The sequence below is a fragment of the Bradyrhizobium sp. SZCCHNS1050 genome, from assembly GCF_032484785.1.
In the GTDB taxonomy this organism is placed as follows: Bacteria; Pseudomonadota; Alphaproteobacteria; order Rhizobiales; family Xanthobacteraceae; genus Bradyrhizobium.
In genome coordinates, this window is record NZ_JAUETR010000002.1 from 1,456,192 (window position 1) to 1,470,264 (window position 14,073).

The 14,073-nt window shown below is 66.0% G+C and carries 10 protein-coding genes; 8 read left to right on the top strand and 2 right to left on the bottom strand.

From position 1 onward, the window contains the following. Positions 1 to 139 precede the first annotated feature (139 nt). Positions 140 to 1,543, top strand: a complete 1,404-nt coding sequence (locus tag QX094_RS31130; protein ID WP_316185321.1) for a methyl-accepting chemotaxis protein — start codon at positions 140 to 142, stop codon at positions 1,541 to 1,543. A 327-nt stretch (positions 1,544 to 1,870) separates the two neighbouring features. On the opposite strand, the gene QX094_RS31135 is transcribed toward QX094_RS31130, so the two are convergent. Next, on the bottom strand, positions 1,871 to 3,484 hold the full coding sequence (locus tag QX094_RS31135) for an ABC transporter substrate-binding protein (RefSeq protein ID WP_316185319.1): 1,614 nt from the start codon (positions 3,482 to 3,484) through the stop codon (positions 1,871 to 1,873). A gap of 264 nt (positions 3,485 to 3,748) precedes the next feature. On the opposite strand from QX094_RS31135, the gene QX094_RS31140 reads away from it, so the two are divergent. Further along, complete coding sequence (locus tag QX094_RS31140) at positions 3,749 to 3,889, top strand: hypothetical protein (RefSeq protein WP_315714707.1); 141 nt, start codon at positions 3,749 to 3,751, stop codon at positions 3,887 to 3,889. Between the two features lie 98 nt (positions 3,890 to 3,987). Here the strand turns inward: QX094_RS31140 and QX094_RS31145 are convergent, their stop codons facing one another. Then, entirely contained in the window at positions 3,988 to 5,601 is a 1,614-nt protein-coding gene (locus tag QX094_RS31145) for an ABC transporter substrate-binding protein (protein WP_315749432.1), read from the bottom strand. Positions 5,602 to 5,870: 269 nt separating this feature from the next. Between QX094_RS31145 and QX094_RS31150 the strand changes: the two genes are divergently transcribed. From QX094_RS31150 to QX094_RS31175, 6 genes are all read left to right on the top strand, one after another. Then, positions 5,871 to 7,001 carry a M20/M25/M40 family metallo-hydrolase gene (locus tag QX094_RS31150; RefSeq protein WP_316175576.1) on the top strand — a complete coding sequence of 377 codons (1,131 nt, stop codon included), beginning with the start codon at positions 5,871 to 5,873 and terminating at the stop codon, positions 6,999 to 7,001. Between the two features lie 407 nt (positions 7,002 to 7,408). After that, positions 7,409 to 8,350 carry an ABC transporter permease gene (locus QX094_RS31155; RefSeq protein ID WP_315749429.1) on the top strand — a complete coding sequence of 314 codons (942 nt, stop codon included), beginning with the start codon at positions 7,409 to 7,411 and terminating at the stop codon, positions 8,348 to 8,350. An 11-nt stretch (positions 8,351 to 8,361) separates the two neighbouring features. Continuing rightward, the gene (locus QX094_RS31160; RefSeq protein WP_316175574.1) at positions 8,362 to 9,252 is read left to right on the top strand and encodes an ABC transporter permease; all 891 of its coding nucleotides are present in this window, start codon (positions 8,362 to 8,364) and stop codon (positions 9,250 to 9,252) included. Between the two features lie 133 nt (positions 9,253 to 9,385). Then, complete coding sequence (locus QX094_RS31165) at positions 9,386 to 11,032, top strand: ABC transporter ATP-binding protein (protein ID WP_315749428.1); 1,647 nt, start codon at positions 9,386 to 9,388, stop codon at positions 11,030 to 11,032. 295 nt (positions 11,033 to 11,327) lie between these two features. Beyond that, positions 11,328 to 12,827, top strand: coding sequence for a M81 family metallopeptidase (locus tag QX094_RS31170; RefSeq protein ID WP_316185317.1), 1,500 nt, complete (start codon positions 11,328 to 11,330; stop codon positions 12,825 to 12,827). Between the two features lie 20 nt (positions 12,828 to 12,847). Beyond that, on the top strand, positions 12,848 to 14,011 hold the full coding sequence (locus tag QX094_RS31175; RefSeq protein WP_315714714.1) for a M20 aminoacylase family protein: 1,164 nt from the start codon (positions 12,848 to 12,850) through the stop codon (positions 14,009 to 14,011). The last annotated feature ends 62 nt before the right edge of the window (positions 14,012 to 14,073 follow it).

Here is a 14,073-nt window from a genome sequence, read left to right on the forward strand (position 1 = left end):
ATCTCGCCACCGCCGGTTGCAAGGAGAAACCCGCCATTAACCATAACCGAACCAGGGTGGAACCAACGGTTGCCGGCGTCCGGGCGGGTTGTGCGACGTCGCTCAGGCTGGCCGGGGCTCGCCATCAATGAGAGGCACGATGCTGGGATTCCGCCGAAAGAACGAACCATCGGACGCCCCGCTTGCGTCCGACACCTCCGCACACGACGCCTTCCAGGACGCGCTGGCGCAGTGCCTCGGTGACTGGGCGGACGGCAAGCTCAATCGCGATACCGGAGGCGTCGATGCTGCCGCGCTGCGCGCCCAGCTCAAGCCGCAACTGATCGAGGCCATCCATCGTCTCGGCACCGCGCTCGGGGCCCGCGCGTCCCAGGATCTCGATTCCGTCGTCGACATCTGCATCAACAGCAACGAAGCCTCGATCAGCGCGGCGCGCCTGATCGGCGCCTCCAACAATCAGTCCGAACGCTGTCAGAGTCTCGCTGCCGCATCGGTGGAGATGCAGGCCTCCGTGCACACCATCCGGTCGACGTCGACCGAAGCCGCTGCCGAGGCAGCCGCGACGCGCCAGGCCGTCGAGAACAGCGTGACCGCGGTACAACGGACGTTGCAGACGATGAACGGCATCGCCAGCTCCGTGCGCGACACCTCGGCGAAGATCGCCGATCTCAGCGCCGCCTCCGCCGAGATCGGATCCATCGTCGGCACCATCGACGCGATCGCCAACCAGACCAACCTGCTGGCACTCAATGCCACCATCGAGGCGGCGCGCGCCGGCGAATTCGGCAGGGGCTTCGCGGTGGTCGCCGCGGAGGTCAAGAACCTGTCGCAGCAGACGACCAAGGCGACCGAGGACATCAAGGGTCGCATCGAGCGGCTGCAGGCCGAGATGAGCGGCATCGTCGAGGCCATGGCCGGCGGCGCCAAGGCGGTCGAGGTCGGCATGTCCGAGATGAACGATCTGGCACAGGCGATCGATCAGGCCGGCACCCGGACCGCGGTGGTCAGCACCAAGATGGACGAGATCTCCGGCATTCTCGCCGAGCAGTCCGCCGCGACCGACGAGGTCGCGCAGGGCATCACCATCATCGCCGATCTCGCGACCGCCAATGCCAACGAGGTGATGTCGCTCGCGGACACCATGGGCAAGACGGACGCGAAGGTCGGCAAGATGCTGGGCGAGATCGCCAAGCTCTCGCTCGACAACCAGGTGGTGAGACTGGCCAAGGCCGACCACGTGATCTGGAAAAAGCGGCTGGTCGACATGTCGGTCGGCCGGCTGCAACTGCGGACCGACGAGCTCTCCGATCATCACACGTGCCGGCTCGGCAAATGGTACTATGGCGAAGGCGGTCGGCGTTTGGCCGGAGATCCGGCATTCCGCAACCTCGAGCGCCCCCACGAGGCGGTGCATCGCCACGGCAAGGAAGCCGCGCGCCTGTTCAGCTCAGGGCGCATCGAGGAAGCGCTCAACGAGATCGGCAGGGTCGAGGTCGCTTCCAGCGAGGTGTTGGCGGCGCTGGACGAGATCAGGGCCTCATAGCTACGAGGCTGCTGCCGACGTCACGTCACTCCATCCTCGCGTCATTCCGGGGCGTGCGCAGCACGAGCCCGGAATCCATAGCCACAGGACAGGGTGTGGTGTGAGATGGCCGTGGCGCTTGTCTTCGCCACATGACGGCGCGTGGATATGGATTCCGGGCTCATCGCTGCGCGATGCCCCGGAATGACGGCGAGAGAGCCGGCCCCGTCGGCAGTCGTGTAGCCCGGATGAGCGCGGCGACATCCGGGTCTCCTCCACAGCGCGTTTGAACCCGGATGTCGCTATCGCTCATCCGGGCTGCGGCTACGGGCCGCGGCCGACATCTCGTCACTCGCTCTTGTCGACGTTCCAGAACACCGGCACGGCCTGCCCTTCCAAGACGCCGGTGATCGATTTGCGCCAGGCGCTCGGCATGAACCATTGGCCGAGCGGCACGTAGATCACCTGGTCGTAGACCTCCTGCTGAATCTGGGCGGCGATCCGCTTCTGGTCCTCCGGCTTCGTGGCCTTGGCGAAGGCGTCGCGCAGCTCCTCCATCTTGGGATCGTCGGGCCAGCCGAACGGGCTCTTCTGGCCGCGTGCGCCGACGAAGGTGCTGCCGATCGGATTGCCGGAGTCGGCGATCACCGAGTTGGTGAAGAACATGTTCCAGCCGCCCTCCTTGGGCGGCTTCTGGCTGGCACGCCGCGTCACGACGGTCTGCCAGTCCGTCGTCTGCAGATCGACCTTGAAGCCGGCCTCGCGCAACAGCTGCGCGGCGACCACCGGCTGCGCCTTCAGGGTGATCGCGTCGCCCGGCGCGAGGATCACGACGGGCGTACCGTCATAGCCGGCCTCGGCCAGCAGCTTCTTGGCCTGCTCCATGCCGTTGCCCTTCACCAGCGTCTCCGAGCCGATGTCGGATTCGAGCGGCGTGCCGCAGCCGAACACGGCGCCGCAGATCGTGTAGTACTTGGCGTTACCGACGAGCGCGTCGAGCACATCCTTCTGGTTCAGCGCCAGGAACGCCGCACGGCGGATCTTCACATTGTCGAACGGCGGAAACAGGAAGTTCATGCGTCCCAAGGTCTGGTAGCCGAACTTGTTCAGCACGTTCATCGAAAGATCGGGATTGGCTGATAGCACCGACTCGAGATCGAGCGGCGGGAATTCCATGAAGTCGATGTCGCCGGCCTGCAGCGCGTTGACGGCCGTCTGCGCATCGGGCATCGAGACCCACTCGACGCGGTCGACCTTCACCACCTTGCCGCCGGCCGTCCAGCTCGGCGGCTCCTTGCGCGGCACGTAGTCGGTGTTCTTCTCATACACCGCCTTCACGCCCGGCTGGAATTCCGCCTTGACGAACTTGAACGGTCCGGAGCCGATCTGCTCCGAGATCTGCTGGTTCGCAGGCGTCTCGGCCAAACGCTTCGGCATCATGAACGGTACGTAGGAGGACGGCTTGCCGATCGACTCCAGCACCAGGCCGTACGGCTCCTTCAGCTTCAAGGTGATGGTCTTGGCATCGGTGGCCTCGAGCGAGGCCGTGGCCTCCATCAGCTTCTGGCCCATGCTGTCGTTGCGGCTCCAGCGCTTCAGCGAGGCGACGCAATCCTCGGCGGTGACCGGCGTGCCGTCGTGCCACTTCAGGCCGTCGCGCAAGGTGAAGGTGTAGGTCAGCTTGTCGTCCGAGACCGTCCACTCTGCCATCTGCGGCTGGACCTGAAACTTGGCGTCGGTCCCAAGCAGGGTGTCGTACACCATATAGCCGTGGTCGCGGGTGATGTAGGCCGGCGTGAACACGGGATCGATGACGCGCAGGTCCGAATGCATCACCGCCGTGATCGTCTTCTTGCCGGCGGCGAGGGCCTGGGTCGTCACGCCCGCCATCGACACGGCCATGACCGAGGCGACGAACCATGAAACGAGCGCGGATGCGGTCCGGCGCGGAGTATGTGACATGCGATCTCTCTTGACGTGGGCTTCCATCCGAGGGCCCCGATACCGATCAAGGCCTGACGAGGCGTCCTGCGTCGCGTCTGCAAACGCTCAGCAAACAGTCTCGGCGAGGGAGACTTGCAGCAGTTCCATCGGAGGTCAATCGCCACGGACGCATGGGTCACCGCATCACGCGGCTGCACACATCGTGACTGCCGACGATGGCGTCCCGCCATCTGGAACTCGGCTGCGCCTCGTCCGTTATGCGCAGCAGCAAGGAGCCTGATGATGCCGAATGAAGTCACCAAGCCGCGGGACAGCCGACATCCGGCCATGCCGATCCGCACCGATAAGAACCCGTCCCAGGATCAGATCAGCCCACCCTTGATGGTCGAGGGTCTCGAAGCCGTGCGCGATCCGCACTGCTGAAGGGCGCTAACGCACGGGCGAATGCAGGAACAAAAAAGAGACGCGGCGAAGTCTCCACTTCGCCGCGTCTTTGTTTGCGTCACGAGTGCGTCCGCCGCCTACTCGCTCTTGTCGACATTCCAGAACACCGGCGTCGCCGGGCCGTCGAGCACGCCGGTCAGCGATTTGCGCCAGCCACTCGGCAGCAGATATTGTCCGAGCGGGATGTAGATCACCTTCTCGTAGTTCTGCTTCTGGATTTCGGTGGCGATCTTCTTCTGCTCGTCGAGCGAGGACGACCGCGCATAGGCGTCGCGCAGCTTCTCGATGTCGGCATCCTCGGCCCAGCCGAACCAGCCGCCCTTGGTGCCGCGGCCGCCGACCGAGACGTTCGCCACGGGATTGGCGACGTCGGCGCCGACCCAGTTGGTGAAGAACATGTTCCAGCCGCCCTCCTTCACGGGCTTCTGGCTGGCGCGCCGCGTCACCACCGTCTGCCAGTCGGTGGCCTGCAGGTCGACCTTGAAGCCGGCCTCGCGCAACAGCTGCGCCGCCACCACGGGCTGCGCCTTCAAGGTGGTGACGTCGCCCGGCGCCATGATCGCGATCGGCGTGCCGTCATAGCCGGACTCGGCAAGCGCCTTCTTGGCCTCGGCCATGCCGTTGCCCTTGATCAGCGTCTCGGCACCGACGTCGGTCTCGAGCGGCGTGCCGCACACGAACACGGCGCCGCAGACCTTCTGGTACTTCTCGTTGCCGACCAGCGCGTCGAGCACGTCCTTCTGGTTCAGGGCGAGGAAGGCCGCGCGGCGCACCTTCACGTTGTCGAACGGCGGGTTGAGGAAGTTCATGCGGCCGAGCGTCTGGTAGCCGAACTTGTTCAGCACGTCGATCTTGAGCTCGGAGTTCGACTCCAGCACCGGCAGCATGTCGTAGGGAAGGTTCTCCATGAAGTCGATGTCGCCGGACTGCAGCGCGTTCACAGCGGTCTGCGCGTCAGGCATCGTGATCCACTCGACGCGGTCGACCTTCACCACCTTGCCGCCGGACGTCCAGCTCGCCGGCTCCTTGCGCGGCACGTAGTCGGTGTTCTTCTCGTACACCGCCTTCACGCCCGGCTGGAATTCCGCCTTGACGAATTTGAACGGGCCCGAGCCGATCTGCTCGGGAATCTGCTGGCCCTGCGGCGTCTCGGCGAGACGCTTCGGCATCATGAACGGCACCAGCGAGGACGGCTTGGCGATCGACTCCAGGACGAGTCCGTAGGGCTCCTTCAACTTGAGCACGATGGTCTTGGCATCCGGCGCCTCCAGGCTCGCCGTGAAGTCCATCAGCTTCTGGCCCATGCCGTCATTGCGGCCCCAGCGCTTCAGCGAGGCGACGCAGTCCTCGGCGGTCACGGGCGTGCCGTCATGCCATTTCAGGCCGTCGCGCAGGGTGAAGGTGTAGGTCAGCTTGTCGTCGGAGACCTTCCAGTCCGCCATCTGCGGCTGGACCTTGAAATTCGAATCGGTCGCCAGCAGCGTGTCATAAACCATGTAGCCATGGTCGCGGGTGATGTAGGCCGTCGTGAATCCGGGATCGATGACGCGCAGATCCGAATGCATCACCGCCGTGATCGTCTTCTTGCCGGCTGCGATGGCCTGGGTGCTCAGCGCCGTCGAGAGCGAAAGCATGGAAACGGCGAGGCTCGTCGCGAGCGTCAGACGTTTCCAGCGCGGGCTGTGGAACATTACGAGGTCTCCTGAGTGGATGGCTTGACCTGAAACTCATCAGATCCAGACCATTCGTTGGGCGTGCAGATCAATCCTTGTGCGAACTAACATGCTGTAAGTCGCGAGCTTTCGACAGTTGCAGACGTCGCCTTTCGCGTCAATCCGCATTCAGCGCATGCGGCCCTGGGCTGAGAATGCCGTTAACGTCTGCGTAGCTTTCGCTTTACAAGACGTGCGCAACTCCGTCTCGTGTCATGAGATCGCGACAAAGCCTTGAGAGAGCACAAATGAATCCAGCCCATCTTCCCTTCGATACCGACATCATGCTGCAGGGCTTGCGCGGCTGGGTCGAATGCGAAAGTCCGACCTGGGACGCCGCCGCGGTGGAGCGCATGCTGGATCTCGCCGCGCGCGACATGGCCATCATGGGTGCGACGATCGAGCGCATCGCCGGACGCCAGGGCTTCGCCGGCTGCGTGCGCGCCCGCTTCCCGCACCCGCGGCAGGGTGAGCCGGGCATCCTGATCGCCGGCCACATGGATACCGTTCACCCCGTCGGCACGCTGGCCAGGCTGCCTTGGCGCCGCGAGGGCAACAAATGCTACGGGCCCGGCATCTGCGACATGAAAGGCGGCAACTATCTGACGCTGGAAGCGATCCGCCAGCTGATCAAGGCTTCCATCGCGACGCCGCTGCCGATCACCATCCTGTTCACGCCGGACGAGGAGGTCGGCACGCCCTCGACCCGCGACATCATCGAAGCCGAGGCGCAGCGCAACAAATACGTGCTGGTGCCCGAGCCGGGCCGTCAGGACAACGGCGTGGTGACCGGCCGCTATGCCATCGCCCGCTTCAATCTCGAGGCGATCGGACGTCCGAGCCATGCCGGCGCGCGGCTCGGCGCGGGCCGTTCCGCGATCCGGGAAATGGCGCGACAGATCCTCGCCATCGACGGCATGACGACGGAGGACTGCACCTTCTCGGTCGGCATCGTGCATGCCGGCCAGTGGGTCAACTGCGTCGCCACCACCGCCACCGGCGAAGCCCTCAGCATGGCGAAGCGGCAGGCCGATCTCGACCGCGGCGTGGAGCGGATGCTGGCGCTGTCCGGCACCACCGACGACGTGACCTTCAAGGTGACGCGCGGCGTGACGCGGCCGGTGTGGGAGCCGGATTCCGGAACCATGGCGCTGTACGAGAAGGCGCGCGGCATCGCCGAACAGCTCGGCCTGTCGCTGCCGCACGGCTCGGCAGGCGGCGGCTCGGATGGCAACTTTACCGGCGCGCTCGGCATTCCGACCCTCGACGGCCTCGGGGTGCGCGGCACCGACATGCACACCCTGAACGAGCACATCGAGATCGACAGCCTCGCCGAGCGCGGCCGCCTGATGGCGTGCCTGCTCGCGACCCTGGCGTAGGATTGCCTCCGGGCAAGATCTCGTAGCCCGCATGAGCGCAGCGACATGCGGGGTCATCGCCGCAGCGCGAGACCCCGGGGTCGCTTCGCTCTCCCGGCTACGCACCGCCTGCTGCGCAGCAGCACGGTTTCATTTTCCGGGACCAGGACGGTGAGTAGACAACGGCTCCACGGCGCGCGCATGATGGCATGCGGCTTGCAAAGTTTCGCGCAGGGTTCGCCGCAAAGTGCTGCGACATTGTTCGCAAATGCGACGGTTCGCGCGGATCACGAACACCGTGTCATCGCGCGTGCACGAGCGGACGAGCGAACACCGGAGACCTTGAAAGCGATGGATATCGGTGACATGCACACTCTCTCACGACGTTGCGCGCGTCGCCCCAGCACCATGAAGGCGGTTCTCTCAAGATGATCGGTTATCTGCTTCGCCGCATCCTCGCATCCATCCCCGTGATGGGCGTGGTGGCGCTGTTCGTCTTTCTCCTGCTGCGGCTGACGCCGGGCGATCCCGCCGCGATTCTCGCCGGCGACAACGCGACTCCGGAGCAGCTCGAGCGCATCCGCACCACGCTCGGACTGAACGAGCCGCTCTACATCCAGTTCATCACCTGGATCAATCAGCTGCTGCATGGCGATCTCGGCGTGTCGCTGATCTCCAAGGTGCCGGTGCTGCAGATGATCGGCCAGCGCATCGAGCCGTCGATCTCGGTCGCGGTCTCGACCATCATCCTGTCGATTCTCGTCGCTGTCCCGCTCGGCGTCATCGCGGCCTGGAAGCACGGCACCTGGATCGATCGTTTCGTGATGGCGCTCTCGGTGATCGGCTTCTCGGTGCCGGTGTTCGTCATCGGCTACATCCTGATCCAGCTGTTCGCGATCAACCTGCGCTGGGTCCCCGTCCAGGGCTTCAAGAGTCTCAGCGCCGGCTTCGGCCCGTTCTTCGAGCGCATCATCCTGCCGACCTGCGCATTGTCCTTCATCTACGTCGCGCTGATTGCGCGCATGACGCGCGCCGCGATGCTCGACGTGCTCGGCGAGGACTTCGTGCGCACCGCGCGCGCCAAGGGCGTCAGCGAGATCGCGGTGCTGCTGCGCCACGCGTTGCGCAATGCGGCCGTGCCCGTCATCACGGTGATCGGCTCCGGCTTCGCGCTGTTGATCTCCGGCGTCGTGGTCACCGAGAGCGTGTTCAACCTGCCCGGCATCGGCCGCCTCACCGTCGACGCCGTGCTGGCGCGCGACTATCCGGTCATCCAGGGCATGATCCTTCTGACCTCCTTCATCTATCTCGCGGTCAATCTCCTGATCGACCTCGCCTACACCCTGCTCGATCCACGCATCCGCTACTGAGGCCCTTTCCGATGGCGATCGTCACCACCCCTGAGCCGTCGATCCCGGTCACCACGCGACTGGGGCCCCGGTTCGGCTTTCTCACCTCGACCCCGATCATCGCCGTGGCGACCGTCTGCCTGTCGCTCATCGTGCTGATATCGGTCCTTGCACCGCTGCTGGCGCCGCACGATCCCGTGCTGCTCGCGCCGGCGCAGCGGCTCAAGCCGTCGAGCGCGCAGCACCTGCTCGGCACCGACGCCTATGGCCGCGACCTGCTGTCGCGCACGATCTATGGCGGCCGCATCTCGCTTCTGGTCGGCGTCGGCGCCGCGATCATCTCGATCGCGATCGGACTCGTGATCGGCCTCGTCTCCGGCTTCTTCCGCTGGGTGGACGCCATCCTGATGCGCGTGATGGACGGCCTGATGGCGATCCCGAGCATCCTGCTCGCCATCGCCGTCGTCTCGCTGTCGGGCGCCAGCGTAGGCACCGTGATGATCGCGATCACCATCGTCGAGATCCCGCGCGTCGCGCGCCTGGTCCGCTCGGTCGTGCTGACGGCACGCGAGGAGCCCTATGTCGAAGCTGCGATTTCGCTGGGGACGTCGATGCCCAAGATCATGTGGCGGCATCTGATGCCGAACACGATCGCGCCGCTGATCGTCCAGGGCACCTACATCTGCGCCGCCGCGATCCTCACCGAGGCGATCCTGTCGTTCCTCGGCGCCGGCATCAGCCCGGAGACGCCGACCTGGGGCAACATCATGGCCGAGGGCCGTTCCTACTTCCAGATCAAGCCGTCGTTGATCTTCTGGCCGGGCCTGCTGCTGTCGATCGCCATCCTCTCGATCAACCTGATCGGCGATGCCGCGCGCGACGCGCTCGACCCGCGCATGAAGCAGCGCGAGGCCGGCAAGTGACGGCCTTTCGTAGCCCGGATGATCATCTCACTTTTCGTCATTGCGAGCGAAGCGAAGCAATCCAGGGCCACGCCCGGAACTCTGGATTGCTTCGTCGCTTCGCTCCTCGCAATGACGCTGGAGAAATGAACACATGACCGACACCATCCTCGACATCGACAATCTCGTCGTCACCGTCGGCAAGACGAAGAACCCTAACGGCCCGCGCATCATCGACGGCGTCTCGATCAAGGTCGAAAAGGGCGAGACGCTCTGCGTCGTCGGCGAAAGCGGCTCCGGCAAATCGGTGACCTCGCTGACTACGATGGGCCTGCTGCCGAAGAACGCGCTGCATGCCGTCGGCGGCAGCGTCAAGCTGGTCGGCGAAGAGCTGCTCACGGCGAGCGATCGCCGGCTGCGCGAGCTGCGCGCCACCCGGATGGCGATGATCTTCCAGGAGCCGATGACCGCGCTCAATCCGGTCGTGCCGGTGGGCCGCCAGATCGACGAGGTCCTGCGCGCGCATACGTCCCTCGATGCGCGGACGCGGCGCAAGCGCATCCTCGACATGATGGAGCAGGTCCACCTGCCCGACGTCGAGCGCATTTTCGGCTCCTATCCCCATCGCCTGTCCGGCGGCCAGCGCCAGCGCATCATGATCGCGATGGCGCTGGTGCTCGAGCCGAAACTCCTGATCGCCGACGAGCCGACCACCGCACTCGACGTCACCACGCAGAAGCAGATCCTCTCGCTGATCCGCGAGTTGCAGCGCGATCACGGCACCGCCGTGCTGTTCATCACCCACGACATGGGCGTCGTCGCCGAGATCGCCGACCGCGTCTCGGTGATGCGCCAGGGCCGCCTGGTCGAGACCGGCGCGCTCGACAAGATCCTGCGCAGCCCCGAGATGGACTACACGCGCAACCTGCTCGCTTCCGTCCCCAGCCTGATCCCACGCCCGCCGCGGCCCGAGAGCACCGAGCCGGTGGTGCTGGAGACCAACGAGCTCGGCAAGGTCTATCGCGAGCGCTCGTTCCTCGGCAAAGCGCGCGAAGTCGTCGCTGCGCAGAACGTCACGCTCACCCTGCGCAAGGGCCGCACGCTCGGCATCGTCGGCGAAAGCGGCTCCGGCAAATCGACCGTGGCCCGCTGCATCGTGCGGCTGATCGATCCGACCTCCGGCGGCGTCCGCCTCGCCGGCCACGAGATCTCGATCCTGACCCGCCGGCTGCTGCAGCCGCACCGCAAGCGCATCCAGATCGTGTTCCAGGACCCCTACCGCTCGCTCAACCCGCGGCTGACCGTCGGCGAGAGCATCGCCGAGGGACCGGTCAACTACGGCACCTCGCATGACAAGGCGATGGCGCGGGCGCGCGAGCTGCTCGAGCTGGTCGGCCTGCCCGCGGACGCGATCTCGCGCTACCCGCACCAGTTCTCCGGCGGCCAGCGCCAGCGCATCGCGATTGCGCGCGCGCTCGCGCTCGATCCCGACGTGCTGGTGGCGGATGAAGCGGTCTCCGCGCTCGACGTCTCGGTGCAGGCGCAGGTCCTGGAACTGCTCGACGAGATCCAGCAACGGCTCGGCATCGCCATCCTGTTCATCACGCATGACCTGCGCGTCGCCGCGCAGATATGCGACGACGTCGTCGTGATGCAGAAGGGCCGCATCGTCGAACAGGGCCCGGCCGGCGAGATCCTGACGCATCCGAAGGAGGCCTATACCAAGTCTCTGCTCGAGGCCGCGCCGGGACGGAACTGGGATTTCGCGAACTTCCGGCCGGTGGCGGAGGCGGTGGCGTAGCAGCGTCACCCACCGCTGTCATTCCGGGGCGAGCGCAGCACGAACCCGGAATCCATACCCACCGGCGGGTGTGGTGATATCGGGTGGTCGACAGCCTGCTTCCCAACGACCGTCTGTGGGTATGGATTCCGGGCTCATCGCCGCGCCATGCCCCGGAATGACGCGCGGAGAGAGTCCGTGCAGGCCGGCGCGCCGTCATCGTGGCCCGCATGCAAAACGGCATCGCTCCTTCGCTTGCCTGCGCCGCGAGGGCCGGTCTAACGTCATGACACGTTCAACGGCCTCAGGCGAAGTAATGACGCGCGTCGCGATCGGCGGCTTTCTGCACGAGACCAACACATTCGCACCGACGAAAGCGGACTACGACGCGTTCATGCATGGCGGCGGCCGCGCCTCGATCGCCGATGCGGCCTCCGTGCTCACGACGATGCGCGGCATCAATGCCGGCCAGGCCGGCTTCATGCCGGTCGCAGAAGCCAACGGTTGGGACGTCGTGCCCACCATCGCCTGCGCGGCGAGTCCCTCCGCGCATGTCACCAGGGATGCGTTCGAGCGCATCACGGGCGTGATGGTCGACCGCATCAAGGCCGCCGGCCCGCTCGACGGCGTCTATCTCGACCTGCATGGTGCGATGGTGACGGAGCATCTCGACGACGGCGAAGGCGAGATCCTGGCGCGCGTGCGCGAGGTGATCGGCCCGAACGTGCCGCTCGTCGCGAGCCTCGACCTGCATGCCAACGTCACCCCCGAGATGATGGCACATGCCGATGCGCTGATCGCCTACCGGAAATATCCGCACACCGACATGGCCGACACCGGCCGCGCCAGCGCCGAGCACCTCGCGCTGCTGCTGCGCGCAAAGACGCCGCTGGCGAAAGCCTTCCGGCAGTTGCCGTTCCTGATCCCGATCAGCTGGCAGTGCACCAATGACCAGCCGACCAAGGGCATCTACGAGAAGCTTGCGGCGCTGCAGAGCGAGGCGGTGCCGACGCTGTCGTTCGCGCCCGGCTTTCCCGCCGCCGATTTCGCGCATTGCGGCCCAAGCGTGTTCGCCTATGGCCGGACGCAGGCCGACGCGGACGCCGCGGCGGATGCGATCGCGGCGATCGTCGCGGGCCACGAGGATGATTTCGACGGCCGCATCTACACGCCCGATGACGGCGTGCGCCATGCGATGACGCTGGCGAAGACAGCGACGCGTCCGATCGTGATCGCCGACACCCAGGACAATCCCGGCGCGGGCGGCGATTCCGATACGACCGGCATGCTGCGCGCGCTGGTGCGCAATCGCGCCAGCCGCGCCGCGATCGGCATGATCTACGATCCGCAAGCGGCGATCGCCGCGCATGCGGCCGGCGAAGGGGCCACCGTGACGCTGTCGCTCGGCGGCAAGAGCGGCATTCCCGGCGATGCGCCGTTCGAGGAGAGCTTCATCGTCGAGAAGATCTCCGACGGCCGCTTCGTCGCACCCGGCCCGTTCTACGGCGGCCGCAAGATGGAAATGGGACCGTCAGCGTGTTTGCGCATTGGCGACGTCCGCGTCGTCGTGGCCTCGCACAAGTCCCAGCTTGCCGACCAGGAGATGTACCGCTTCGTCGGCATCGAGCCGACCGCGCAGGCGATCCTGGTCAACAAGAGCTCGGTGCATTTCCGCGCCGATTTCGAACCGATCGCCGAACATCTCCTGATCTGCGCCGCGCCCGGCGCGATGCCCGCCGATCCCTCCACCCTGCCCTGGACCAGCTTGCGTCCGGGCATCCGCCTCAAGCCGAACGGCCCGGCGTTCAAAGCTTAACCCGACAACGGAAACGCCCCATGCCCACCATCGATCGCATCCAGGCTTACGCCGACGAGCTCACCGCCATCCGCCGCGACCTGCACGCGCATCCGGAGATCGGCTTCGAGGAGACGCGCACCTCCGGCATCGTCGCCGAGAAGCTTGCGCAATGGGGCATCGAGGTGCATCGCGGCCTCGGCGGCACCGGGGTGATCGGCGTGCTCAAGGGCAAGAACGACAGCGGCAGGAAGATCGGCCTGCGTGCCGACATGGATGCGCTGCCGATGGAGGAGAATACGAACCTGCCGTGGCGCTCGACCATCCCCGGCCGTTTCCACGGCTGCGGCCATGACGGCCACACCACGATGCTGCTCGGCACCGCGCGCTATCTCGCCGAGACCCGCAACTTCGACGGCACCGTGCACTTCATCTTCCAGCCGGCGGAGGAAGGCCTCGGCGGCGCACGCGCGATGATCAAGGACGGCCTGTTCCAGAAGTTTCCCTGCGACGAGCTCTACGGCCTGCACAACGCGCCGGACTTGGAGCACGGCGAGATCGCGATCCTGCCCGGTCCGGCAATGGCCGGCGCCGACTTCTTCGACATCCGGATTTCCGGCTACGGCGCTCATGGCGCCATGCCCGAGCGTTCCAAGGATGCGGTGGTGATCGCGACCACCGTGGCGCAGGCGATCCAGACCATCGTCAGCCGCAATGTCGAGCCGCTGCAGGCCGCGGTCGTCTCGATCACGCAGATCCACGCCGGCTCGGCCTACAACGTCATTCCCGGCGATGCCTGGCTGTGCGGCACCGTGCGCGCGTTCTCGGACCCCGTGCGCGCGTTGGTGCGCGAGCGCATGCGCGCGATCTGCGCCGGCATGGCAGCCGCCTTCAATTGCGAGATCGATGTCGACATCCGCGACACGTTCAGCGTGCTGGTGAACCAGGAGGAGCAGTCCAAGGTCGTCGAGCAGGTCGCGCGCACCGTGGTCGAGCCGTCCAAGGTGCTGACCCGCTCGACGCCGAAGATGGGCAGCGAGGATTTCGCCGACATGCTGCAGACGATTCCGGGCGCCTATTTCTGGGTCGGCCATGACGGCTCGGTGCCGGTGCACAATCCCGGCTACGTGCTCGACGACAAGATCCTGCCGATCGGCGCCAGCATGTTCGCCCGCATCATCGAGACGCGGCTGCCGGCGGCCTAGCGCGACTGACATACGTCAATGAGCGGGCGGCAGATCGAGATGAACTTCGGCGTGGGAGTACC